The sequence below is a fragment of the Gordonia sp. G4 genome (genome assembly GCF_057770005.1).
Genome location: NZ_CM173442.1, coordinates 2,270,354 through 2,293,909 on the forward strand (window position 1 = coordinate 2,270,354; position 23,556 = coordinate 2,293,909).

The window sequence follows — 23,556 nt, forward strand, 5'->3', positions numbered from 1 at the left end:
ATGGCATCTCGCAGCACAGTTGTCGCCGGTGCCAAGGTCGCGGTGGTCGCAGCGGTGACGGTCATGCTGTTCGTGCTCGTCGTGAACGCCATGCGCAATCCGGTGGATGCCAGTGTGGTCACCTACCGTGCCGACTTCACCGACGCATCGGGTCTCCACGACAACGGCGACGTCCGATTCCGCGGGAAGCGGATCGGCAAGATCATCTCGGTGGACCTCGAACGCGATGACGACGGAAAGCCCTACGCAAGCGTCGAGTTCACCATGGATGACAGTCAGAAACTGACGTCGACCTCGACCCTGGCGATCAAGTACCAGAATCTCACCGGCGTGCGGTATCTGGACCTGCAGCCCGGTGAGACGACGGGGCGCATGGTGAGCCATGCGACAACAGCGCAGACCGTCCCGTCCTTCGACATCACATCGCTGTTCAACGGTCTCCAGCCGGTGCTGACGACGATGAACGCCGACGAGGTCAACCAGTTCAGTGAGAACGCCATCGCTCTGCTCCAGGGTGACGGCAGTGGACTCGGGCCGATGCTGGAGAGCACGCAGAAGCTGGCGAGGTTCGCCGAGAACCGTCAGCAGCTCATCTCGACGCTGACGTCGAATCTGGCCCGTATCGCCGACACGATGGGCGGCCGGTCACCGCAGGTCATGGGCTTCCTGGAGGCTGTCGATCTACCCATCAGCAATGCCATGACCGTGCTGGACGAATTCGCGGTGACCGCGAGCGCCGGCCCCGCACTGTTCGAACCGATCGAGAGGCTCCTGGTGGCGCTCGGTGTCAACGAGGAATTCGACGTCGACGTGTTCCTGAAGACCACCTTCTCGTCCGTGCAAGAAGCGTTGAAGTCCTTCCAGCTGATGCCGAACGCACTCGCCGGACTGCGCGGCATCGACACCCATGCATCGTTCAGCAAGCAGTGCGCCAACGGACGCGCACACATCCCGTCCGACGTCCGAATCCTGATGACCGGCAGCGAGGTGGTCCTGTGCAATCGATGAACCAGACAGGGATTCGCAGGTTCACGTCGAACGACGGCGTACTCGGCGTGGTCGTGCTCGTGGTGGTGGTGGCCCTCCTCGGCACCCTTGCGATCATCTACCTGCGCCCACCGGGCCAGAAGACGATCACCTTCGAGGTCACCGATGCGTCGGCGATCGAGACCGGTCAGGACATTCGCGTCGCGGGCATCAGCATCGGCAAGGTCTCCGAGGTGGCCCTCCAACCCGACCGGGTGAAGGTCACCGCACGGATAGACGAAGAGACCTTCGTGGGTGACCAGACAAAGATGGAGGTCCGGATGCTCACGCCGGTGGGCGGATACGCGATCACCATGATCCCGCTCGGTCGCGACGAACTGAAGTCCCCGATCCCGGCCGGCCGGGTGACGGTGCCGTACTCGATCGGTGACGTGATCCAAGCCGTGCCCAGCACGACCGACACGGTCGACACCACCGAGGTCAATGCGAACCTGGATCAGGTCGCCGGCGCCCTGGACGGAAACGACACCTCGCTGCGTTCGATCGTGAACGGGCTCGAGTCGGTGACCTCAGTGTTCGACCGACAGCGCGGCCAGGTTCACCAGATCGCCGCTCTCGCCTCCGAATACCTGCAGACGTTCAACGGCAACCGGGAGTTCGTCTTCGAGCTGATCCGCAAGATCGACATGGTCGTGAGCACCTACCACGTGAACTCCGCGGGCTTCAACTACGCCTACAAACTGTTCGCGAACGTCCTCATGAAGCTGGCCCCGTTCATGCGGTTCTACCTCAACCACAGCGAACTGGTCTCCACTCACGTGAACCAGATGAAAGACACGATCATCCGCCTGCAACAACAACTCGGGCCGGCCATCGACGGTCTGGTGGCGACGCGGAAGAAGCTGGCGCAGTGGATAACACCCGAAGGCATGCGGCAGGTCGGGGGCGGCACCCTGTGGACCGAGAACGTGTGCATCCCCATCCCCGGAAGGAACTGCTGATGAGAGCCCCTTCGAGACGCTCGCGAGCTCGCTCCTCAGGGGGCGGGGGACAACGCCGTCGGCTCGCCATTTCGCTGGGGACCGTGGTGGTGTTGCTCGGCGTGATCACCACGATCGGATTGACGTCGGCAGGCGCCACCGGCGTCGACGACAGCGCGCCCGGCGGTGACGGGTTCTGCGTCGACATCGCGGACACGATCGGTCTGTACGAGGGAAACCCGGTGACACAGATGGGCATCCGGGTCGGAACCATCGATCGGATAGAGAGCCGAGGTGACCATGTACGGGTCACCTTCGCCCTCGATCCCGGTCGCACGTACCCAGCAGACGTCAAGGCGGTGACCAGATCCAAGTCGCTGCTGGCCGACCGGAGTCTGGAGCTGGTGGGCAACTACACCGGTGGACCGGCCCTCGAGGAGGGTACGTGCGTGGGCGTGGAGAACTCGTTCACCCCCAAGAGCATCTCCGAGGTCGCCGCGTCGGCATCGGACTTCCTGAAATCGCTGTCCGACAACGGTGGCGACGACCTCGAGACGGCTCTCGACGGCGCCGACCGAGCTTTTGCCGGGACCGGCCCGCAGGCGGCACGGATGTTCGAGAACGCGGCCCGCGCGGCGCAGAATCCCGACGCATTCGTCGCTGACATCGGTTCGTCCATCAGGGACATGGCACCGCTGACCGACGACGCCGTGAAGAACTGGGATCAGATCATGTCGATCATGAACCAGATGCCCTCGGTCACCCAGCTCGGTACGACCCTGTTCTACGACGTCGCGAGGTTCTGCCGAGGGATCGGTTGGACGATCGCGCTGATGTACGACATCCAGCGCAATTACGGCGAGGACATCCTGTGGCCGCTGCTCCACGGACCGGTGGAGGACATCATCGCCTACGGCGCACAGCGGGCTCCCGAACTCGGGCAACTCGTGGCCATGACACCGTCGGTCGCCGCCGCCATGCGCGAACAGGAGTCGGTCTCGGGCGCGCTCTCGGTGCCTTATGTGGCGCCGAAGATCGACGTCGGGGGCGGCAAGTCGGCACCTGTCAACGCACTGTCCATCCTGTTGCAGAAGGCAGGTCTCCAGAAATGATCGGTAGACGAACCGTGCTCGGTCTGGCCGCGATGCTCGCACTCGTGGTCGGGCTCACCGGCTGTTCGGCGCTGAGTCCCAACCGGCTGCCGTCGGTGAAGAGCAGTGTGCCGCTGGACTATCAGGTGACACTCCAGTTCGCGAGTGTGCTCAATTTGCCGGACGGGGCCGACGTCATGATGAACGGCATCCAGGTCGGCCGGGTGCAATCCACCGAGACCACCGACGATGGCGTCGACGTGGTGGTCGGACTGACCGACGACCGCCCGGTCCCCGCGGATTCCTCGGCGATCATCCGGCAGAACACGCCGCTCGGCGACACCTACCTGGCATTGCAACCGCCGGCGGGAGGCGGTGGTGAGCTGCTGCGCGACGGCAGCGTCATCCCGAGCGACCGTACGATATCGCCGCCGCCTCTCGAGGACACCATCGCTGTCCTCGCGTACTTCATCAACGGCGGCAGCATCCAGAAGGTCCAGGACACCATGGCGACGCTGAACCGCACGATGCCGCCGGTCAAGGACGTGCGCAAGATCGCGAGCACGGTGTCGAAGGACCTCGACGATCTCTCGCGCAACACCGGGCAACTGGACCGCACACTGAACAGCCTGAACGCCGTCGCCGGGTCCTTCTCCGACAGCCGGAACGAGATCGAGAACGTGTTCTCCGAGCAGGCCGAGCACTATTGGAAGACGGTGTCCTACTCGCTGGTTCGCCACATCAGCACCCTCCTGCCCTCGGTGGGGTCGGTGTTCACCGGCGGCCTGTTCCTCGTACCGCTGCTGAACTCGACGGCCGATGCCGCCGAGGCCGGTCGTGGGATGTGGGACCAGGCGCCCGCGACCGGGACGGCGATGGCGAAGTTCCTGGAGGACACGCTCATCCCGTTCGCGAAGAGGCCGTCGGTCGACATCGCCTCGGTGCAGGCCCCCTCGGTGCAGGCGGCCGGCAAGAAGGAACTGCTGGGCGACGCGAAGATGCTGCTGCGCATGTTGGGAGCGATCCGATGATCACCAAGACCAGGGTCTCGGTGGTGGCCATGCTGGCCATCGCGGGGCTGTCGATCGCCTACATACTCAGTGTCGGACTGCACGTGAACTCGCCATCGGCCCGACACGCGACCATCACGGTGCCGGATACGAACGGGATCCTGGTGGGTTCCCGAGTTCTGTTGCGCGGCATCGAGGTCGGGCATGTCACCGAGATCTCGCAGTCCTCGCGCGGCGCCGAGATCACCTGGAACTACGACGAGACCGAGAACATCCCCGTCGAGAGCAACTTCCGCGTCGACAATCTCTCGGCGCTCGGGGAGGCCTATGTCGCGGTGATGCCGACGACGTCCGGCGGCCCCTACCTGGCCGACAACGCCTACATCGAGGGCGAGAACGTCTCCAACGCGGCCACTTTCAAGGACCTCTCCGAACAGGTCACCGAAGTACTCGGACAAACCGATCCGGACAAGGTCCAGCGGGTGTTCGCCGAACTCGACATGGGACTGCCGGACGGGATCGAGGTCATCGAGGACCTCAACAAGGTGGGACGTCTGCTGACAGCCGAGTTCACGGCTCGTGCTGACGAACTGACCACGTTGCTGGCCACGATGCAGCCGCTGCTCATGCGCTCGGAGGCGATCCCGGGACTGATGCGCGCGACAACGCCGCACCTGGCCGGCTTCGGAATCGGCTTCGCCGAACTGGAATCGGGCGTCAAGGACGCCATCGACTGGAGTGGGCCGATGTACACGGGTATCACCCAGGGGGCGACGCCACTCGTCGCGGCCTTGCAGAAGTTCCTCGACGACAGCGGTGCGGACCTCAAGATCATCGGTGACAACCTGTTACCCGCCACCCGGTCGGGTGCGGCAGCGCTGCGGACCGTCGACGTCGGCAGGGTACTGGACAACGTGATCAACGCGACCGATTCCGGGGCAGTGGAGATCCGCATCCCGGCAGGGGGGTGACGGTGACCGACCCCGCAAGAGCGAGCGGGATTCTCCCAGCGGGCGTGACAAACGTTCCGGCACAAGCCAACCAGCAGAGATCGACAGGAGATCGGCGATGACGAAGACCATCACTTCCGACACGGACACCGAGGCCGACAAGACCGAGGCCGACAAGAACGAGAGCACGACGCCGGCAGACTCGGGGACTACCGAGAAGGCCGTCGGCGAGGACACCGGCTCGACCGCGGCGGAGCGCAGCGAGCGCACGCCGGACAAGAAGCCTGCCGGCCGGTCGGTGTCGTTGAGATCCATCGTGATCGGTGCCGTCGCGGTGCTCGTCATCGCTGCAGTGGCGCTGTTGGGTTGGCAGTGGAAGAGCGCGTCGGACGAGGTCGGTCGATTGGAGGCGACCGCGGCCGACAACGCTGCGGCCGAGAAGGTCGCCTTGGACTACGCCACCGGCGCCGCCGACATGAGCTTCGAGAACCCCGACGAGTGGCGGACACTGCTCACCAAGGGCACGTCCCCCGAACTCTCGGAACGACTTCGGCGTGCGTCGACCCAGATGGAACAGCTGCTGCGCCCGCTGCAGTGGTCCTCGACGGCGCAGCCGATCGCGGCCAAGGTCGAATCGGTCGACGGCAACACGTACCAGGTCGTCGCTTTCGTCAACGTGCAGACGAAGAACGTCCAGGCCCCGTCGGGAATCGAGTCCACCGCGACCTACCGGGTGACTCTCGACAAGAGCCAGAACTGGCTGATCACCGCGATCAGCAGCACGGGATCGAATCTGGATGCCGAGACCCCGGGAAATGAAGCTCCCGGCGGCGAACCGTCGATCCCCGGGAATCCGCCCGCCGGGCAACCCGCACCCGCCGACCCGCCGGTCCCGGGCAACTGACGACGAGATCTGGAGGAAGACAATGGGTGTTGAGGTCAGTGTCGAGGGGCTCACGAAGTCGTTCGGTTCGCAGAACATTTGGCGTGATGTGTCGCTGACCCTGCCGGAGGGGGAGGTTTCGGCGCTGCTGGGTCCTTCGGGTACCGGTAAGTCGGTGTTTTTGAAGACGTTGATCGGTTTGCTGCATCCCGAGCAGGGGTCGGTGATCATCGATGGCACCGACATCACGCAGTGTTCGGCCAAGGAGCTCTATGAGATCCGCAAGCTGTTCGGTGTGTTGTTCCAGGATGGTGCGCTGTTCGGGTCGATGAGTTTGTTCGACAACATCGCGTTCCCGCTTCGTGAGCACACGAAGAAGAAGGAGAACGAGGTCCGCGACATCGTGATGGAGAAGATCGACTTGGTCGGTCTGACCGGTGCCGAGGACAAGCTTCCCGGTGAGATCTCCGGCGGTATGCGTAAGCGTGCCGGTCTGGCGCGGGCGTTGGTGCTGGATCCGCAGATCATTTTGTGTGATGAGCCGGACTCGGGTCTGGATCCGGTGCGTACGGCCTATATCAGCCAGTTGTTGATCGACATCAATGCGCAGATCGATGCGACGATTTTGATCGTGACGCACAACATCAACATCGCGCGGACGATTCCGGACAACATCGGCATGTTGTTCCGTAAGGAGTTGGTGATGTTCGGTCCGCGTGAGCAGTTGCTGACCTCGGAGCAGCCGGTGGTCAAGCAGTTCCTCTCCGGTGATCGGTTCGGTCCGATCGGTATGTCCGAGGAGAAGGACGAGGCGGTCCAGAAGCAGGAAGAGGCGATGCAGGCCGCGGGTATCTCCGGTGGTGGTACCAAGGAGGACTTCACCGAGATCATCCCGCAGGTGCAGCCCAATCCCGGTATGCCCGAACGCAAGGCGATCGCCCGTCACCGCGAACGCGTACACGCGATGCTGCCCGACCTGCCGCCGAGTGCCCAGGAGGCGATCCGGCGCAGCCAGGAACAAGAAGACCAGATCCGCGGTGAGAACCGTGCGCACGCCGCCGACGTCGCGAGCCGCCGACGAGACGATCGGGTCTGGCAGGACGCACCCACCGAGGTGCTCCCGCGCGTCTGACGCCATCCGGCCGCAATCCACGAGGGGTGGATTGCGGCCGGTAATCTATTGAAGTTAGATTTGACGTGACGGTCGCCCGCCGTCTCGTCGAACTGGAGGCAGGCCCCTGATGACCATCGATCCCCGCACGCCCGTCCTCGTCGGTGGTGGACAGATCACCGCTCGCGACGGCGGCGTCGAGCCGGTCGACCTGATCGCACGTGCGGCGCGCGAGGCGGCTGCCGAAGCGGGGGCGATGCGCCTCCTGGAACTGATCGACTCCGTCCGCGTGGTCGGCCTGCTCTCGTGGCGCTATCGCGACCCCGGTGCCCTGGTGGCCGAACGGATCGGCGCACATCCACGGCACACCGGATACACCGGGAACGGTGGGAGTACGCCACAGGTGCTGGTCAACGGCGCTGCCGAAGACATCGCCGCGGGCCGCGCCGATGTGGTCCTCATCGGCGGTGGCGAGGCCTGGCGTACGCGGATGAAACTCCGCGCCAGAGGGGAACGGCCGGAATGGACGCGACAGGACGACTCGACCCCGTCCGCGCCGATCATCGTCCCGGATGTACCCATGGAGGCCGAGAGCGAGCGGCGGATCGGGCTGGACCGGCCGTCCTTTGTCTACCCGCTGTTCGAGCAGGCTCTGCGCATCGGGGCCGGCAGGAGCATCGCGGACCACGAGAAGGTGCTCGGCGAGCTGTGGTCGTCGTTCAGCGAGGTGGCCGCCGGCAATCCGCACGCGTGGACACAGCGGAACTACGCGGCGGAGGAGATCGTGACCCCGACCGACGCCAACCGTCTGATCGCTTCTCCTTACCCGAAGTTGCTGAACTCCAACAACATGGTCGATCAGGGTGCGGCGTTGCTGATGTGCTCCGTCGAGACCGCGCAGCGCCTGGGGGTGCCGACCTCGTCCTGGGTCTTCCCGCACAGCGGGACGGAGTCCAAGGACACCGACGCGGTCGCGGCGCGTCCCGCGCTCGACGGTTCGGCGCCGATCCGGATCGGCGCCGCCCGGGCGCTCGAACTCGCGGAGGTCGAAATCGGCGACATCGAGCACCTCGACATCTACTCGTGCTTCCCCTCGGCCGTCCAGGTCGCCGCTGCCGAGATCGGGGTTCCGACAGATGATCCCGGTCGTCCGCTGACGTGCACCGGTGGGCTCACCTTCGCAGGCGGTCCGTGGAACAACTACAGCACGCACGCGATCGCGACGGTGGCCACTCGGCTGCGCCGATCGCCCGGCACCTTCGGCATGGTGACCGCGAACAGCGGGTACCTGACCAAACACGCCTTCGGCGTGTACTCGACCGAGCCGCCCGCCGCCGGCTTCCGTCGGCACGACGTCACCGAAGCGGTGCATCGGGTATGGGCAGGCGCCGAGCGGCCGGTCGAGGTGGTCGATTCCCACGAGGGTGTCGCCGAACTCGAGACCTGGACCGTCGCTTATGACCGCACCGGAGTCCCCGAGCGGGCGTTCGTCGCCGGTCGCGTTCCCGGTGGCGGTCGCACCCTGGCGGTGGTCACCGACACCGGTGACCTGGATGAACTCGCGAGCACCGAGGCGCAGGGGCGACGCGTGCGCATCGCCGCCGACGGCTCCCCGCATCTCGATTGACGACATATAACTAAAGCCGTAAGGTTTATGGCGATGACGACGGACAGTGATCCGGCGGGGAGGAGAGACACGATGAGCGAACTGGATGACTTCCGGGCGCGCTACGAGCGGCACGTCGGCCATGTGGTCGACGGGGACATGAAAGCCGCGGTGGCCGAGATGATCCAGGAGAACATCCCGGCGGTCTTCGACGGCGTCGACGTCCCGCGCGGCGCGGTGGACGGGCACCGGATCGTCGGCGTCCGGGCCGACGGCGACCGCATGATCGGGGAGACCGTCTACACCACGGAGGGGCGCGAGATCGGCCTGCGCTCGATCTGGGAGCGTCGGGACGGCGAATGGCTCGCCGGAGCCCTGGAGAACTTCGCACCCGAGTCGGTGCGATGACCGTCGTCGACGTTCCCTGGGGGCCCGCCGCGGACGGGTTGGACCAGCCGTACTGGGACGGGCTGACCGAGCGCGAGTTGCGCCTCCAGCGCTGCCGCAGCTGCTCGACCTGGATCTGGAGCCCCCAGTCGGTGTGCGGCAACTGCCACTCGCTCGACATAGGCTGGGAGGCAGTCGAACCCGTCGGCACGATCTACAGTTGGAGCCGAAGCTGGTATCCCTACATCCAGGAACTGTCCGACCGGCTGCCGTATGTCAGCGTGCTCGTCGAACTGGACAACGCGGGTGCTCGGCGCGTCCTCGGCCTGCTGACCGACGATCCCGAACGCACCCCACACATCGGCGATCGCGTCGTCGGGGTCTTCGAGGAACGCGACGGTGAACCGTGGCCGCTTCTCCGGTGGCAACGGGCCGAGTCGAGCGACGGAGGGCGTAGATGAGCAACGGAATCCGTGGTGGCGCCGCAGTCGTCGGTGTCTCCGAGGCGCACTACAAGCGCGGTCAGTCGCCGTTCACCGAACAGCAGATGACGATCCGGGCGATCCTCGACGCCTGCACCGACGCGGGAGTCTCACCCCGGGAGATCGACGGATTCGTTTCGTACGCAGGCGGTTCCAATGACGGGCCGATCCTCGGCGCGGCGCTGATGATCGACGAGCTGCGCTGGTCGAACATGATGTGGGGTGGCGGCGGCGGAAGTGTGGCGGCCGCGATCACCAACGCGGCCGTCGCCATCGCGTCGGGTCAGGCGCAGTGCGTCGTCGTGTACCGCGCGATGTCGCAGGCCGACACCGGGCGCCTCGGATACGCCAAGTACCACTACGGATCTCACTTCCTCGCACACGGTGTGGGGTCGCCGGCCCAGATCTGCGCCATGCGCACCCAGCGCATGCTGGAGCACGACGGTGTGCCCCGCTCGGCGATGCGTTCGCTGGTGCTGGCCGCGTATCAGCACGCGCAGCAGAACCCGACTGCGCAGGGCCACGGCAAGCCGCTGGACGAGGAGACCTACGAGTCCTCGCGGCTCATCGCCGAGCCCTTCCATCTCTACGACTGCTCGCGGGAGAGCGACGGTGCCGTCGCGCTGGTCCTCGTCGGCGCCGACCGTGCACGGGATCTCCGTCGTGACCCGGCGTTCGTGCTGGCCGGTGCGCAAGGAGCGCCGGGCGGCTTCTGCGAACGGGTCGACAACGACGCACAGTATTCGACGGCCGGTTTCGGTCCGGCGAACAACGGGAAACCCGGTGTCGCCGAACGTCTCTGGGCGGCGGCGGGCCTCGGACCCGACGACGTCGACGTGGTCCAGGTGTACGAGAACTTCAGTGGTCCGGCGGTCGCCGCGCTGATCGATCACCGGTTGTGCCCACCCGGCGAGGCGGCCGGCACCGTGATGACGGTCGACAATCTGACCGCCCCACACGGGAAGTTGCCGGTGAACACCAGCGGGGGCAATCTCGCGGACTCGTTCATCAACGGACTGAATCTGGCGGTCGAGGCCGTCCGGCAGATCCGGGGCACGTCCACCAACCAGGTCGCCGAGGCGCGGACGTCGTTGTTCATCGGAGGGCCGATGGCGCCGCTCGTGAGCTCGGTGCTGTTCGGCCACGCCGACACCGTCTAGCGGCGATAGGCACCACCTCCGTCACCACATCTGATCGGGAGAAGTCATGTTGGAGCGAGACGCTCTGTTCATCGGTGGACAGTGGACACCGACAGAGTCGGGCAGGGGGTACGACGTCATCGAGGCGGCCACCGAGAAGCCGCTGGGCAGAAGCACGCTGGCCGGCCCGGCCGACATCGATCGCGCGGTCGCCGCGGCGCGGTCGGCGCTGTCGGGACCATGGCGTTCGATGGGTCCGGGGGAGCGGGCCGATGTCCTCGACCGATTCGCCGCCGCTCTGACCGCACGCGGGCGCGACACCGCCCAGCTGGTCAGCCGGGAGAACGGCATGCCCATCGCGTTGTCGAAGTCGGTCAACGGATACGGCCCGGCGGCGATGCTCACGTATTACGCGAACCTGATCCGCGCCACCGACACCGATGACGTGCGCCCGAGCGCCTTCGGTGGACGCACCGTTGTCCGGCGTGAACCGGTCGGTGTCGTCGCGGCCATCACCCCCTGGAACTACCCTCAGCCGCTGGCGGCGATGAAGATCGCGCCGGCCCTCGCGGCGGGTTGCACGATCGTGCTCAAACCCGCACCGGAGACCGCACTGGATGCCTTCGTCTTCGCCGACGCGGCACTGGAAGCGGGTGTCCCTGACGGGGTGCTGAATGTCGTTCCGGCCGAACGCGAAGCGGGTGCCTACCTGGTCCGGCATCCCGGCGTCGACAAGGTGGCGTTCACGGGTTCGACGGCCGCGGGGCGGGCCATCGGCGAGGTCTGCGGTGCTCTGCTGCGCCCGGTGACGCTCGAGCTCGGCGGCAAATCCGCGGCCATCGTGGCCGAGGACGCCGATCTCGACGAGTTCAGCCGGCACCTGCTCGACGTCTCGCTGGTCAACAACGGCCAGACCTGCCACGCGAGCACCCGGATTCTCGCACCGCGCTCGCGGTATGCCGAGGTCGTTGACGCCGTCACCGAGACGGTCCGGGCCCTGCCGGTGGGGGACCCGCTCGACAAGTCGACCGCCATCGGACCGCTCGTCAGCGCCGCGCAGCGCGACCGGGTGCTCGGTCATGTGGAGGCGGGGCGCGCAGCCGGATACCGCATCACCACCGGCGGCGGCGTCCCCGGCGGTCAGCCACAGGGTTGGTTCGTCGAGCCGACGGTCTTCGCCGACGTGGACAACTCCGCGTCGATCGCACAGGAGGAGATCTTCGGTCCGGTCCTCACCGTCACCGAGTACACCGACGAGGACGATGCCGTCCGCATCGCCAACGACTCCGTGTACGGGCTCGGCGGGACGGTCTGGACGACGGATGAATCCCGCGGGCTGGCGATCGCGGACCGGATCAGCACCGGGACGGTCGGAGTCAACTACTACGCACTCGATCTCGCGGCGCCCTTCGGCGGCGTCAAGGCGTCGGGACTCGGCAGGGAACTCGGCCCCGAGGGCCTGACGCCGTATGTGTCCACCAAATCGGTGTACTTCGGTACGCGCTGAACTCGGCCGCAGAAGACACAGCCCTCTGCTGCGGCACAAATACTTTCGACAGGAGTGACATGAACGGTCTGCCTCTCACAGGTGTGCGGGTCGTCGACGTGACCGACGGCCTCGGTGAATCGTGCGGCCGTTTTCTCGCCGACCTCGGTGCCGAGGTGGTCCGCGTCGAACGGCCGGGCGGTTCGCGTTCGCGTCACGCGGAACCGGTCGAGGCGGGGATCAGCATCCCGTTCGCGCTCAACAACGCGAACAAGAACCTCGTGATCCTCGACCTCGACTCCGAGGCCGGGCGATCCCGATTCCGCGAGTTGGTCGGCGGCGCCGACATACTCGTCGAGACCATGTCCGCCGGGAGCGGGATCGAGCCCGCGGATCTCCGCGAGGAGAATCCCGCGCTCGTCGTGGTCACGGTGAGCGGGTTCGGACTGACCGGACCCTACCGCGACTGGGCGGCCACTGAGTCGGTGATCTACGCGATGAGCGGTGTGCTGTCGCGGTCGGGCGAACCCGGTCGCGATCCGCTCCTGCCGCCGGCCGGTCTCGTCGAGCAGTCGGTGGGCGTGCACGCCGCGTGGTCGGCACTTCTGGCGTTCTACGATCGCATCCGCACCGGCGGCGGACAACTCGTCGACATCTCCGCCTTCGAGGCGGTGGTGCACGGATTCGATCCCGGGTTCGGCGTCCAGGGTTCGGCGGCGGCCGGACGGCGCGACGACTTCCCGCGGGACCGGCCCGACGCGGCCAACTTCTACCCCGTCCTGCGCTGCGCGGACGGGCAGGTGCGAATCTGTCTGCTCGCCAAACGCCAGTGGCGCGCCATGTTCGCCTGGCTGGGTGAACCCGAGGAGTTCGCCGACCCCGTGTACGACACGATCCCCGCGCGATTCGCCGCCGCCGACCGGCTGCACCCGCTGATCGAGGAGATGTTCGCCGCCCACACCCGCGACGAGCTCGTCGCCGAAGGCGCCGCGCGCGGTATCCCGATCGGCGGGGTCCTGCGCATCGGCGAAGTCCTCGACAACGAACACTTCAGCGCCGCAGGGACTCTCATCGACGCCGAGATCGCACCCGGTGTCGATGCGCGGATCCCCTCCGGCTATGCGTCGATCGGCGGACACCGGGCGGGATTCCGGCATCGGGCTCCGGTCGCGGACGCGGGTGCCGACGAGTACACCTGGTCGACGAACGCCGAGGCCTGGCGTCGCGCGGACGACCTGGGAGAGCCGGGGTCACACCCGTTCGCCGGGCTGCGCGTGCTCGACCTCGGCGTCGTGGTGTTCGGGGCCGAACTCGGCAGGCAGTTCGCCGACCACGGTGCGGACGTGATCAAGGTCGAGAACCGCGAGTTCCCCGACGGTCTGCGCCAGTCGAAGCGACCGAACTCCCTGTCCCCGTCGGTGGCATGGGGTCATCGCAACCGTCGATCGCTCGGACTGAATCTGCGGACGGATGCGGGCAAGGATCTGTTCCGGAAGCTGGCGTCCGACGCCGATGTGGTGCTCGCGAACTTCAAACCCGGGACCCTCGACGCGATGGGAATCGGTTACGACGAACTCCGACAGGTCAATCCGCGGATCATCGTCTCCGAGGGAAGCGCTTTCGGGAGTGTCGGACCGTGGAACACCAGGCTCGGTTACGGACCTCTTGTCCGTGCCGCCTGCGGGGTCTCGGCCCTCTGGCGCTACTCCGATGACGACACCGGCCTGAGTGACGGTTCCACCGTGTACCCCGACCACATCGGTGGGCAGGTGAGCGCGGTGACCGTTCTCGCCGCGCTGATCGCGAGAACCTCGCGCGGCCAGGGCGCCGACATCGAGATCGCGCAGGCCGACACGGCCCTCGTCGCCCTCGGCAGCCAGCTCGCACGCGAGTCCCTGGCCGCGGGATCGGTGTCGGCCGTCGGCAACAGCGATCCATTCGCCTCGCCGGCCGGCGTCTATCCCTGTGCCGGAGACGACGAATGGATTGCTGTCACGGTCCGCGATGACAGCGAATGGCGGAGCCTGGCACGCGTGATCGGCAGTGAGGATCTGGCCGACGACCCGCGGTTCCGGACCGTCGACGCGCGGATCGACAACCGCACCGAGGCCGACAAGGCGCTGACCGGCTGGCTCGCCGACCGGACACCCACCGAGGCGATGACCGCCCTTCAGGAAGCCGGCGTGCCCGCAGGCGCGATGCTCCGCTTGCCCGAGTTGCTCACCGACCCACATCTTCTCGAACGGAACGCCTACTCGCAGCTCGAGCATCCGCTGCTCTCCGGGCCGCTGCCCACGGCGGTGCGGGTCGCCAGATTCACCTCGATCCCGGACGCGCCACTGCGTCCGGCGCCGGCCCCGGGTGCCGACACACGCGAGATCGCCATCGAGGTACTCGGACTCGACGAGGCCGAACTCGGCGCGCTCGTCGCCGATGGTGTCCTCCAGCCCACGGACGGGAATGCACAGCGATGATCACCTACGACTGGCGTCCCGAACTGACCGGCGCGGAGCTCGACGAGGTCCTCCAACTCGTCTCCGACGCCGCGGAATACGACGAGGAAGCGGGGTTCTCGTCGATCGACGCCGACACCGTGCGCGGGACCGGTGGAAACGCTGGAACCGTCGCGCACCTGCCGATCAAGGCCCGCCGCGACCTCAGCCCGCTCGAGGATGTCCCGATGGTCATCGTGGCCTACCTTCATCTGTCGGTCGACGCCGACGGAGTGGGCACGGTGTCCTACGTCGTCCACCCGGACTACCGTTCACGCGGGATCACGACACTGCTGGTGGAGGAGATCGGCCTGGACGTGACCCGGGCTGACGGGTGGGAACACACCGGCGCCAACGCGCTTCGGTGTTGGGCCTATGCCACCCATCCGGCATCGGGCAGGCTGACAAGGCGATTCGGGATTCCCGCGGTGAGCAGGCAGTGGACCCTTGCTCGACACCTGGCCGGTCCGTTCGCACTCCCTCTCGACGAGACCGGGGTACCGGACCGGGTCGCTCTCGCCGAGCCGCGCGACCTCGCGGCCGACGATCCCGAGATCGGCCGGGTCGTGTCGGCCGCGCAGCTGCCCGAACGGCACCACGACCGTGTGTCCGCCGACCTCCGTCGTGGTGGCGGGACCGTCATCGAAGCGCGGGATGAGAGCGGTGACGTCCTCGGATTCGTCTGGTACACCACCGAACACCGTATGCATCTCGAACTGCGGACCGCGCCCGTCCACGCGCTCGTCCTGTCGGAGAAGGCACGCGGTCTCGGACTCGGGACGACGCTGCTGACCGCAGCGCTGGTCCGGCAGCGTGATTCGGGAATCCAGGTCTCCCAGTTGCGGATCGATCCCGACGATGCCGGTGCGGTGCGGATGTGCCGTCTGCTCGCCTTCGAGCAAGAGGACGTCCACTCCTGCTATCAGGTCGGAACCAGTACGAGCCCGCCGCCGGCGTTCCGATGAGCGCCGTCCGCGCCGGGCGACAGCCGTTGTGAGGATGGGAAATCCGAATGAGTGAGGGCCTGACAGCCACCGAGTTCCCCGGCGATGCCAAGCTACGGGTCGCCGCGAAACAGGTGGAGGCCGAGGGGGTCGTGTCGCTCACGCTGGTCGATCCCGACGGGAACCCGCTGCCCTCCTGGGAACCCGGTGCGCACCTCGACCTCATTCTGGGCGACGATCTGATCCGTCAGTATTCGCTGTGCGGCGACGTGACCGACCGGGACCGACTGCGGGTCGCCGTTCTGCGTGAGCCCGCCGGCCGGGGTGGATCGGCGCGCGTGCACGACGAACTGACGGTGGGGGATCTGGTCGCGGTCAAGGGGCCGCGCAACAACTTCCCACTCGTGGAGGCGGATTCGTATCTCTTCGTCGCCGGCGGGATCGGGATCACCCCACTCGCACCGATGATCGCCGAGGTCGACGCCCGGGGTGTGGAATGGACTCTGCTGTTCGGCGGCCGGACAGCATCCGGGATGGCCTTCGCCGAGACGCTCGCGCAACAGCATCCGGATCATGTCCGTCTCCGGCCCCAGGATGAGTACGGCTTGCTCGACCTCGGATCCGCGATCGCCGAGGTGCCGCCGGGAACGGCGGTGTACTGCTGTGGTCCCGAACCTCTTCTCGCGGCCATCGAGGCGGCGTGCGCCACCCGGTCGGACATCGAACTCCACGTGGAGCGATTCGCGCCCAAGACCGTTGTGGCCGGTAGTGATTCGACAGATGAGGCGTTCGAGGTCGTGTTGGGGCGCAGTGGGCGGACGGTGACCGTGTCCGCCGGCGAGTCGGTGCTCGACGCGTTGCTCGAGGATGGCGTGGACGTCGACTTCTCGTGCCGCGAGGGCACTTGCGGCACCTGCGAGCAGGGCGTTCTCGAGGGCGTGCCGGACCATCGCGACTCGGTGCTGTCCGAGGACGAGCAGGCCGCGAACGACTGCATGATGGTGTGTGTATCCCGTAGTCGCACACCGAGACTGGTGCTCGACCTGTGACCGTCGATCTATGACTGTCGGCCGGTGACTGTGGAGCGGGGGCCGTCGAGGGGCGGGGTTTCGTGGCGCCCCCCGTTGTGGTCATCCCGCGGCGGCGGCCTCCACATCCGGTGCCGGCAGGTCGTGGTCACGGATGATCCCGTGCAGGAAGCTGCGAACGATCGCCTCGAAGAGCTGACGCTGGGTGAGGTCGTTGCTCGACAACGCCTGCGCCAGAAGGGGTTGCGACTCCGCGGAGACATTCGGGAAGATCGCCGACTTGGGGCGCGGTGGCCGCATCGCTTCCATCAGGACCGCGCCGATCGAGAGGGTCTCCATGCCGTCGAGGATACGGACGTGCAGGTCCACTGGGACGCCGGAGTCGAGCAGGAACTGGGCGGTGTCCTCGTAGGTCGAGGTGAACAGATCACGCGGGAGATGTTGCAGCAGGACCGGGGCCGCGTTGCGGTGGCGCAGGATCGACTGTCGGAAGTTCAGCGCCAGGGCGACGAAGAACTCCGGCCAGTCGGGTCCGGGGTTCATCCGCGGTCGTCGGACCGCGGTGCCGGCGATGTAGCGCGCGACCTCGGTGAGGATCTCGTTCTTGTCGTCGAAGTGATGATAGAGCGACGGTGCCCGGACCCCGAGATGCTTCGCGAGCCGCGGCAGGCTGAACGCGTCGAGTCCCTCGGAGTCGATGATGTCGATGGACGCCATCACGGCTGCCTTGCGACTGATCAACGGCTTGGACGGCCGTGCCATGTCCCACCTCTCGACGCTGCCTGAACGGACCTAACAAGAGTAGTTTCAGGCGCGGTGGATGTCCATGTGGGCGAGCCGTTTCGATGGTCTCCTCGCACCGAGGCCGGCCATCAAGATGTCCGGCTGTGATCCACGATCGCTATCGGGCATCGCGTGTGATGTTGCGCGGCGCGGGCCACCGAACCCGCCCAGGCCGCGAAGGTGCTTCCCGCGCGCGGGCGGGTGACGACGAGCAACGAGGCCTGCGGAACCGCCTCGCTGACCGCGCGGGACGGGTTGCCGTTGACCAGCTGCAGTGTCGTGTCACAGTCGGGGAAGCGTCGGCGCCACGGTGCGAGCAGCGCGTCGGCGCGTGCGTACACGGATTCGATCTGGGCGGGCGGCGCCGCGTCCGATATCGCGCACACGACCGCCACCGGGCACCCCGTGACATCGGCGTACTCGAACGCGGCCGACAGCGCGAGATCGGAGGGGGCATCGACGTCGATCGCCGCGACGACCGGACCACCGGTGGCGAGGTTGCCGTACGGGACGGTCACGACCGGGCAGTGCGACCGCGCCGAGAGCGCGGAACTGATGCTCCCGGTGGTGAGACGTTCGATCAGTCCGGGCCGATGGTGTCCCAGGACCATCAGGTCGACCCGGTCCGACACCCGCGTGAGGAGCGGGATCGCGAAGTCGTGCTCGACGATGGTGTCGATGCGCAGACCGGCATGCTGGGCGGCCAGGCGGGTGGCCATCGAGGACACGTGGGCGACGGCTGCCCGGCGCGTCGCGGCGACGTCGAAGTCGAGGTCGAACTCACCGAGAGGTTGCAGCGCTGCGGTGGCCGCGAATCCGTGGATCAGCACCAGACGGTCCCCGACGCGGGCCGAGGCGGCCGCCCAACGGGCGGCCGCCTCGGATTCGGGACTCAGGTCCACCCCGACGGCGATGGTGTTCATCGCGCGCGGGTGGCGTCGCCCGTCCGCGTCCCGACGGCGGAGGCGTCGTCCGCGACGAGACCGACCGCGGACGGTGCCACGGTTGCGGGTACGGCCACGTCGGCGGCGGCAGCCTCCTGCGCGCGGCGTTCCTCATCGCTGCTCATCGTCTTGAGGGCGACTTCCTTGATGAGCGTGATGGCGATGAAGCTCAGGGCCGCCATGGCCGCTGCGACCAAGAAGATCCGGGCCGTGCCGTCGCCGTACGCGCCGCGGACGATGGCTGCGATCGGAGCCGGCAGTTCGTTCAGAGTGGCCAGGCCGGCAGCCCCGCCACCGGTCTGTCCGGACCCGATGCCCATGGCCCCGAGGCCCTTCGCGATGAGGTCGGTGACGTGGTTGGACAGGATCGCGCCGAGCACCGAGACACCCGCGGCTCCGCCGAGCGAGCGGAAGAAGGTGACCGTCGAGGTCGCCGCGCCGAGGTTGTCGGGGCTGACGTTGTTCTGCACCGCGAGAACGAGGTTCTGCATGGTCATGCCCATGCCGCAGCCCAGGATGAACAGGAATGCACCGACCAGGACCATGTTCGTGTGCGCATCGATCGTCGCGAGCAGGCCGAAGCCGATCGTCATCATCGCGGCACCCGCCACGAGGAATCGCTTCCACCGGCCGTACCGGGTGATCAGGTTGCCCGACACGGTCGCCGAGAGCATCGAACCGATGACCATCGGCAGAGTCAGCAGGCCGGCCGCGGTGGGTGAGTAACCGCGCGCGATCTGGAAGTACTGCCCGAGGAACACCGCGCCGCCGAACAAAGCGACACCGACGCCAACGCTGGCGAGAGTCGCCAGGGTCGTCGTGCGGTCGCGGAAGATGTGCAGCGGGATGATGGGGCTCGACACCCTCGACTCGACGAAGACGGCCGCGGCGAGCAGGGCGACTCCGAGTGCCACCAGTCCGTACGAGGTCAGCGATGCCCAGTCGAAATTCTTACCTGCCAGCGTCACCCAGACGAGCAGGGTGCTGACGCCCGAGGCGATGAGCACCGCGCCGAGGTAGTCGATGCTGACCTTCTTGCGGACAACCGGGACGTTCAGTGTGCGCTGGATGACGAGGAGAGCGATGACGGCAAGGGGGACACAGACGTAGAACGTCCAGCGCCAGCCGAGCCAGCTGGTGTCGACGATGACGCCGCCGATCAGGGGCCCGGCGACGGTTGCGACGGACATCACCGCGGCCATCGGTCCCTGGTACCGGCCGCGTTCGCGCGGGCTGAACATCGTCGCGACGACGATGACCACCAGGGCCTGCAGACCGCCGAGGCCCAAGCCCTGGACGACGCGGAAGCCGATCAGCATCTCGACCGACGTGGACAGTCCGGCGAGGACGGAACCGAGTGTGAAGAGGAACAGCGCGCCCTGGACCAGTAGCTTCTTGCTCACGAGGTCGGCGAACTTGCCCCAGATGGGCGTCGTTGCGGTCGATGCGAGCAGAGTGGCGACGACGACCCAGGTGTATTGATCCTGGCTGCCGTGCAGGTCGGTGATGATCGTGGGCAGGGCGTTGGACACCACGGTCGACGACAGGAACGCGACGAACATGCCGAGCAAGAGGCCGACGAGGGCGTTGATCTTCTGACGATGAGTCATCGGCACGTCTTCGGCCGGCGCCACCGCGGAAGCGGGTGCACTCATAAAACAAACCTCCGAGAAAGAATGCTGCCCGCGGCGACCGGAGCCGGGGCGGGCAGCGAACCGGGACGCGCGACGGCGTACCGGATTGGTTGATTGCTGCAACTATAAAGCGTGATTGTTGTAACCAGCAACTATCGAAGGTTATTCCGAGTGTGTTCCGGGACTCACCAGCGCACAGTCGACGGAATTCAGCGCCCAGTCGACGGAATCCCCTGCCCAGTCGACGGAAAAGCCCGCACGGTCGATGCTCGCGGCGGGGTCAGTCGAGACGACGCTGCGCGTAGGCCTTCAGGTCCGCCACCTGCGCGGGGTCGAGAGACGGTCGCACCCGCCGGCGGGCCTCGTCGACGTCGGCCACGGTCACCGAGGCGGCGTCGATGTCGCGGCGCATCGCCGACAGCGCGGCCTCGCGCAGCAACGCCGAGCAGTCCGCCGCCGAATACCCCTCGAGGTCGGCGGCCAGCTCGTCGAGGTCGACTCCGTCGAGCGGGACGTCTCGCCCGGTGGCGCGCAGGATGTCCCCGCGCGCGTCGGCGTCCGGCGGCGGCACGAAGACGAGTCGTTCGAGCCGACCGGGCCGGAGGAGAGCCGGATCGATGAGGTCGGGACGGTTCGTCGCGCCGAGCACGACGACATCCTGGAGCGGTTCGACGCCGTCGAGCTCGGTGAGCAATGCGGCGACCACGCGGTCGCCGACACCGGAATCGGTGGACTGGCCACGGCGCGGGGCCAGTGCGTCGACCTCGTCGAGGAAGATCAGCGAGGGTGCCGATTCGCGGGCTCGCGCGAACAGGTCCCGCACCGCCTTCTCCGACGACCCGACCCATTTGTCCATCAGTTCGGCGCCCTTGACCGTGTGCACCGACAGCTGGCCCGACGCCGCGAGCGCGCGGACGACGAAAGTCTTGCCGCAGCCCGGCGGACCGAACAGCAGAACCCCGCGCGGCGGGTCGACGCCGAGCCGGGCAAAGGTGTCGGGGTGTTGCAGCGGCCACAGGACCGCCTCGGTCAAGGCCTGTTTCGTCTCCACCATGTCGCCGACGTCGGCCAGCGTGATCGAGCCCAGTGCGACCTCGGGGGAGTCCGAGCGGGACACCGGACGGATGACGTCGAGGGCGCCGACGAGGTCCTCGGTGCGCAGGGACGGCGCGGACTTCTCGGCGCTCGCACGTGTCGCGGCGCGGAGCGCGGCCTCCCGGGCAAGGGCGGCGAGATCGCCGGCGACGAATCCCGGGGTGCGTGACGCGACCGACGTGAGATCGAGGTCGCCGTCGGTCGGGACGTTCGACAGGATCGCCGACAGCAACCGCGCACGGGTCGCGGCGTCGGGTAGCCCGATGACGAGTTCGCGATCGCAGAGCGACGGGTCGCGCAACCGGGCGTCGAGGCGTACCGGTTCGGCGGTCGTCGCGACGAGCACGATCCGACCATCGGAGATGCCCGAGCGCAATTCGTCGAGGATCAGGGCGGCGACCGGCTCGGGTTCGGCGGGCAGCAGTGCGTCGACATCGGTGATCAACAGGACCCCGCCCGCGGACCGGGCGCGGGCGACCGCCTCGGCGACGGTCCGCAGGCGTGCTTCGGCCTGGGTCGCGCCGGCCGTCGGGCCGTCGACCGTCACCAGCGTGCGCGACGCGCACACCGACCGCACGAGTGTCGCCTTGCCGCCGCCCGCCGGGCCGGTCACCAGGACGCCGAGACGCGGCGTCGCGCCCAGGGTGCGCAGCACGTCGGGCTCGTCGAGGGTGATCGTCAGCCATTCGGTCAGCTTGGTGATCTGGGAATCGACGCCGACCAGCTCCGACACCGGCCGGACCGGCACGTCGGGCTCCCGGGCGGGCTCGCGGAAAGGGGCGGGCGCGACGACCGGCCGACGCGACTCGGTCTCCGACACCATGCCGAGGGCGCCGGGGATCCGGGGCGAACCCGGCCCGGTGCGGTCGCCGAGCGGCGCCACCTCGCCCGCCCTCGTCGACCACAGCACGGCGGTGTTGGTCTGCACGCTCACGGGCGCGGAGACCTGCCCGTCCGCCGGTGGGCCGGGCTCGGTCGCGGTGACGGTCAGCAACTCGGTGGTCCAGGTGATCCCGACCGACCGCGCCAGCGCACGGGTGGCCTCGGTGGCGGCGAGTTCGGGACCGAGGTCGCGGGGGAGCAGCGAGACCGCGTCACCGACGGACAGGACCTTTCCCAGCAGTGCACGGCGCAGCGTCGACTCGGTGATCGACTGGGTGGCCAACGCCGAACCGCTCACCACCACCCGGCTCGCGCCCTGCACCGCGACCGGTGCGAGCACGACCGTCGAGTTCTCGCGGACACCGGCATTGGAGAAGGCGATCTCGTCGAGGAGGGCCACGCCGGTGGGTGCGGATGCCTCGGTCGCGGCCACCACGGCCGCCGTCACGCGGGCGCCGGTGATCGACACCGCGTCCCATTCCCGGAGCGCCAGAGCCGTGAGTACCTCGGGGTGGACGCGGATGATGCCGCGCCGGGCCTCGGCCGCCGAGGGATTGTGACGCGCCGTCAGCGTCAGGGAGGCGGGTGCGCTCATTCGGGCTCGCTTTCGGTCGTCTCGCCGGTGGCGCGGGCCGCGGGGACGCCGGGGCCGGTCGGACGGTTCAGGCCCAGCCGACCGAGCGAGTTGATGACCGGCCGGCGTCGACGGCCACCAGGAGATGCCGTGCGCAGGGCACGGCGCTGGGCGCGACGTTCGGCCGGTTTGTCCTCCCAGTGCTCGGGCCGGGAGGCGACCCAGCGACGCGCGCGCCACGCGAACGGGATGTGCAGGACATACCCGGCGATCGCGATCATCATCAGCACGTAGGGGAAGGTCACCAGCAGTGCCGCGGCCGCGGCGACCAACACCAGCAGGCCGGCCACGGCGCCGGGCGGGATCGACGCGGTCTTCAACGAGGAGGTCGGGACGCGGCTCACGGCCAAGAAGGCGACCAGGATCAGCCATCCGCCGACGGCCGGCAGCGACGTCCACCAGCCCTCGCCGAACTGTTGCTCCAGACCGATGGGCAGCAGCGCTGCGATCGCCGCGGCGGGAGCGGGGACGCCGGCGAAGAAGTCGCGCGTATAGGCAGGTGCGTCATCGTCGTCGAGCAGGGTGTTGAACCTCGCCAGCCGCAGCACGATGGCGCAGCAGTAGATCAGGGCGAGCACCCAGCCGAGGTCGTGGCCGTCGATGAAGTGGAAGTAGATGATCATCGCCGGGACCACGCCGAAGTTGATCGCGTCGGCCAGTGAGTCGATCTCGGCGCCGATCCGGCTGGTCGCTCCCATCAGGCGTGCGACCCGGCCGTCGATGCCGTCGAGGAACGCGGCTGCGACCAGGAGTGCCATCGCGGTGTCGACGTCGCCGTTGATCGCCGAACGCATCGCCGTCAGTCCCGCGCAGATCGCGAGGATCGTCAGCGACGACGGGATGACGATGCGGCTCGCCTGTGCCTGGCGTCGTAGACGCCGACGCTCCGGCGCCTTCTGCGGAGCCGGATGCGCCTGCGCGTGTCGACTGGCCGATCGCGCCGTCGGGGTGCGGGCGGTGCGTGATCCGGGGCGTCGCCGCCCGGGATTCGTGCCGGAGGAGGTCATG

The 23,556-nt window shown here is 67.7% G+C and carries 20 protein-coding genes; 15 read left to right on the top strand and 5 right to left on the bottom strand.

Going from position 1 to position 23,556, the window contains the following annotated elements; genetic code table 11:
* The 15 genes from AC3B5T_RS10090 to AC3B5T_RS10160 all read left to right on the top strand — a co-directional run bounded on the left by AC3B5T_RS10090 (position 1) and on the right by AC3B5T_RS10160 (position 16,597).
* A complete protein-coding gene (locus tag AC3B5T_RS10090) occupies positions 1 to 1,008 on the top strand; it encodes an MlaD family protein (protein ID WP_488358568.1) in 1,008 nt (335 codons plus the stop codon).
* The gene (locus tag AC3B5T_RS10095; protein WP_488358569.1) at positions 1,005 to 1,988 is read left to right on the top strand and encodes an MlaD family protein; all 984 of its coding nucleotides are present in this window, start codon (positions 1,005 to 1,007) and stop codon (positions 1,986 to 1,988) included. Before AC3B5T_RS10090 ends, AC3B5T_RS10095 begins: the two co-directional genes overlap by 4 nt.
* A complete protein-coding gene (locus AC3B5T_RS10100; protein ID WP_488358570.1) occupies positions 1,988 to 3,079 on the top strand; it encodes an MlaD family protein in 1,092 nt (363 codons plus the stop codon). The genes AC3B5T_RS10095 and AC3B5T_RS10100 overlap by 1 nt, the downstream gene beginning before the upstream one ends.
* The gene (locus AC3B5T_RS10105; RefSeq protein ID WP_488358571.1) at positions 3,076 to 4,089 is read left to right on the top strand and encodes an MlaD family protein; all 1,014 of its coding nucleotides are present in this window, start codon (positions 3,076 to 3,078) and stop codon (positions 4,087 to 4,089) included. Before AC3B5T_RS10100 ends, AC3B5T_RS10105 begins: the two co-directional genes overlap by 4 nt.
* The gene (locus tag AC3B5T_RS10110; protein ID WP_010844073.1) at positions 4,086 to 5,039 is read left to right on the top strand and encodes an MlaD family protein; all 954 of its coding nucleotides are present in this window, start codon (positions 4,086 to 4,088) and stop codon (positions 5,037 to 5,039) included. Before AC3B5T_RS10105 ends, AC3B5T_RS10110 begins: the two co-directional genes overlap by 4 nt.
* Positions 5,040 to 5,136: 97 nt before the next feature.
* Positions 5,137 to 5,922: a hypothetical protein gene (locus tag AC3B5T_RS10115; protein ID WP_055476521.1), complete on the top strand. Its 786-nt coding sequence runs from the start codon at positions 5,137 to 5,139 to the stop codon at positions 5,920 to 5,922.
* A gap of 22 nt (positions 5,923 to 5,944) precedes the next feature.
* A complete protein-coding gene (locus tag AC3B5T_RS10120; protein WP_488358572.1) occupies positions 5,945 to 7,033 on the top strand; it encodes an ABC transporter ATP-binding protein in 1,089 nt (362 codons plus the stop codon).
* Positions 7,034 to 7,142: 109 nt separating this feature from the next.
* Entirely contained in the window at positions 7,143 to 8,639 is a 1,497-nt protein-coding gene (locus AC3B5T_RS10125; protein ID WP_488358573.1) for an acetyl-CoA acetyltransferase, read from the top strand.
* Positions 8,640 to 8,711: 72 nt separating this feature from the next.
* Positions 8,712 to 9,026 carry a hypothetical protein gene (locus AC3B5T_RS10130; protein ID WP_010842885.1) on the top strand — a complete coding sequence of 105 codons (315 nt, stop codon included), beginning with the start codon at positions 8,712 to 8,714 and terminating at the stop codon, positions 9,024 to 9,026.
* Positions 9,023 to 9,466 (top strand): Zn-ribbon domain-containing OB-fold protein, encoded by a 444-nt coding sequence (locus tag AC3B5T_RS10135; protein WP_488358574.1) that lies wholly within the window; start codon positions 9,023 to 9,025, stop codon positions 9,464 to 9,466. The genes AC3B5T_RS10130 and AC3B5T_RS10135 overlap by 4 nt, the downstream gene beginning before the upstream one ends.
* Positions 9,463 to 10,647 (top strand): thiolase C-terminal domain-containing protein, encoded by a 1,185-nt coding sequence (locus AC3B5T_RS10140; protein ID WP_010842883.1) that lies wholly within the window; start codon positions 9,463 to 9,465, stop codon positions 10,645 to 10,647. Before AC3B5T_RS10135 ends, AC3B5T_RS10140 begins: the two co-directional genes overlap by 4 nt.
* Before the next feature lie 46 nt (positions 10,648 to 10,693).
* Positions 10,694 to 12,133, top strand: coding sequence for an aldehyde dehydrogenase (locus AC3B5T_RS10145; RefSeq protein WP_488358575.1), 1,440 nt, complete (start codon positions 10,694 to 10,696; stop codon positions 12,131 to 12,133).
* A gap of 59 nt (positions 12,134 to 12,192) precedes the next feature.
* Positions 12,193 to 14,586 carry a CaiB/BaiF CoA transferase family protein gene (locus AC3B5T_RS10150; protein ID WP_488358576.1) on the top strand — a complete coding sequence of 798 codons (2,394 nt, stop codon included), beginning with the start codon at positions 12,193 to 12,195 and terminating at the stop codon, positions 14,584 to 14,586.
* Positions 14,583 to 15,569 (top strand): GNAT family N-acetyltransferase, encoded by a 987-nt coding sequence (locus AC3B5T_RS10155; protein ID WP_488358577.1) that lies wholly within the window; start codon positions 14,583 to 14,585, stop codon positions 15,567 to 15,569. The genes AC3B5T_RS10150 and AC3B5T_RS10155 overlap by 4 nt, the downstream gene beginning before the upstream one ends.
* A gap of 47 nt (positions 15,570 to 15,616) precedes the next feature.
* Positions 15,617 to 16,597, top strand: a complete 981-nt coding sequence (locus tag AC3B5T_RS10160; protein ID WP_488358578.1) for a PDR/VanB family oxidoreductase — start codon at positions 15,617 to 15,619, stop codon at positions 16,595 to 16,597.
* Between the two features lie 81 nt (positions 16,598 to 16,678).
* Here AC3B5T_RS10160 and AC3B5T_RS10165 read toward each other — a convergent pair whose 3' ends face one another.
* From AC3B5T_RS10165 to AC3B5T_RS10185, 5 genes are all read right to left on the bottom strand, one after another.
* Positions 16,679 to 17,338 (bottom strand): TetR family transcriptional regulator, encoded by a 660-nt coding sequence (locus AC3B5T_RS10165; RefSeq protein ID WP_055475700.1) that lies wholly within the window; start codon positions 17,336 to 17,338, stop codon positions 16,679 to 16,681.
* A gap of 110 nt (positions 17,339 to 17,448) precedes the next feature.
* Positions 17,449 to 18,282 (bottom strand): universal stress protein, encoded by an 834-nt coding sequence (locus tag AC3B5T_RS10170; protein WP_488358579.1) that lies wholly within the window; start codon positions 18,280 to 18,282, stop codon positions 17,449 to 17,451.
* On the bottom strand, positions 18,279 to 19,958 hold the full coding sequence (locus AC3B5T_RS10175) for an MFS transporter (RefSeq protein WP_488358580.1): 1,680 nt from the start codon (positions 19,956 to 19,958) through the stop codon (positions 18,279 to 18,281). The genes AC3B5T_RS10170 and AC3B5T_RS10175 overlap by 4 nt, the downstream gene beginning before the upstream one ends.
* A 259-nt stretch (positions 19,959 to 20,217) precedes the next feature.
* The gene (locus AC3B5T_RS10180; RefSeq protein ID WP_488358581.1) at positions 20,218 to 22,509 is read right to left on the bottom strand and encodes an AAA family ATPase; all 2,292 of its coding nucleotides are present in this window, start codon (positions 22,507 to 22,509) and stop codon (positions 20,218 to 20,220) included.
* Entirely contained in the window at positions 22,506 to 23,555 is a 1,050-nt protein-coding gene (locus tag AC3B5T_RS10185; protein WP_231632690.1) for a CDP-alcohol phosphatidyltransferase family protein, read from the bottom strand. Before AC3B5T_RS10185 ends, AC3B5T_RS10180 begins: the two co-directional genes overlap by 4 nt.
* Position 23,556 lies beyond the last annotated feature (1 nt).

Excerpts from the sequence above, each read along its gene's own strand:
- AC3B5T_RS10105 (WP_488358571.1), top strand. The coding sequence starts at position 3,076 with ATGATCGGTAGACGAACCGTGCTCGGTCTGGCCGCGATGCTCGCACTC.
- AC3B5T_RS10165 (WP_055475700.1), bottom strand. The coding sequence starts at position 17,338 with ATGGCACGGCCGTCCAAGCCGTTGATCAGTCGCAAGGCAGCCGTGATG.
- AC3B5T_RS10150 (WP_488358576.1), top strand. The coding sequence starts at position 12,193 with ATGAACGGTCTGCCTCTCACAGGTGTGCGGGTCGTCGACGTGACCGAC.
- AC3B5T_RS10175 (WP_488358580.1), bottom strand. The coding sequence starts at position 19,958 with ATGAGTGCACCCGCTTCCGCGGTGGCGCCGGCCGAAGACGTGCCGATG.
- AC3B5T_RS10155 (WP_488358577.1), top strand. The coding sequence starts at position 14,583 with ATGATCACCTACGACTGGCGTCCCGAACTGACCGGCGCGGAGCTCGAC.
- AC3B5T_RS10170 (WP_488358579.1), bottom strand. The coding sequence starts at position 18,282 with ATGAACACCATCGCCGTCGGGGTGGACCTGAGTCCCGAATCCGAGGCG.
- AC3B5T_RS10115 (WP_055476521.1), top strand. The coding sequence starts at position 5,137 with ATGACGAAGACCATCACTTCCGACACGGACACCGAGGCCGACAAGACC.
- AC3B5T_RS10145 (WP_488358575.1), top strand. The coding sequence starts at position 10,694 with ATGTTGGAGCGAGACGCTCTGTTCATCGGTGGACAGTGGACACCGACA.
- AC3B5T_RS10110 (WP_010844073.1), top strand. The coding sequence starts at position 4,086 with ATGATCACCAAGACCAGGGTCTCGGTGGTGGCCATGCTGGCCATCGCG.
- AC3B5T_RS10120 (WP_488358572.1), top strand. The coding sequence starts at position 5,945 with ATGGGTGTTGAGGTCAGTGTCGAGGGGCTCACGAAGTCGTTCGGTTCG.
- AC3B5T_RS10160 (WP_488358578.1), top strand. The coding sequence starts at position 15,617 with ATGAGTGAGGGCCTGACAGCCACCGAGTTCCCCGGCGATGCCAAGCTA.
- AC3B5T_RS10135 (WP_488358574.1), top strand. The coding sequence starts at position 9,023 with ATGACCGTCGTCGACGTTCCCTGGGGGCCCGCCGCGGACGGGTTGGAC.
- AC3B5T_RS10140 (WP_010842883.1), top strand. The coding sequence starts at position 9,463 with ATGAGCAACGGAATCCGTGGTGGCGCCGCAGTCGTCGGTGTCTCCGAG.
- AC3B5T_RS10095 (WP_488358569.1), top strand. The coding sequence starts at position 1,005 with ATGAACCAGACAGGGATTCGCAGGTTCACGTCGAACGACGGCGTACTC.
- AC3B5T_RS10180 (WP_488358581.1), bottom strand. The coding sequence starts at position 22,509 with ATGAGCGCACCCGCCTCCCTGACGCTGACGGCGCGTCACAATCCCTCG.
- AC3B5T_RS10125 (WP_488358573.1), top strand. The coding sequence starts at position 7,143 with ATGACCATCGATCCCCGCACGCCCGTCCTCGTCGGTGGTGGACAGATC.
- AC3B5T_RS10185 (WP_231632690.1), bottom strand. The coding sequence starts at position 23,555 with ATGACCTCCTCCGGCACGAATCCCGGGCGGCGACGCCCCGGATCACGC.
- AC3B5T_RS10130 (WP_010842885.1), top strand. The coding sequence starts at position 8,712 with ATGAGCGAACTGGATGACTTCCGGGCGCGCTACGAGCGGCACGTCGGC.
- AC3B5T_RS10090 (WP_488358568.1), top strand. The coding sequence starts at position 1 with ATGGCATCTCGCAGCACAGTTGTCGCCGGTGCCAAGGTCGCGGTGGTC.
- AC3B5T_RS10100 (WP_488358570.1), top strand. The coding sequence starts at position 1,988 with ATGAGAGCCCCTTCGAGACGCTCGCGAGCTCGCTCCTCAGGGGGCGGG.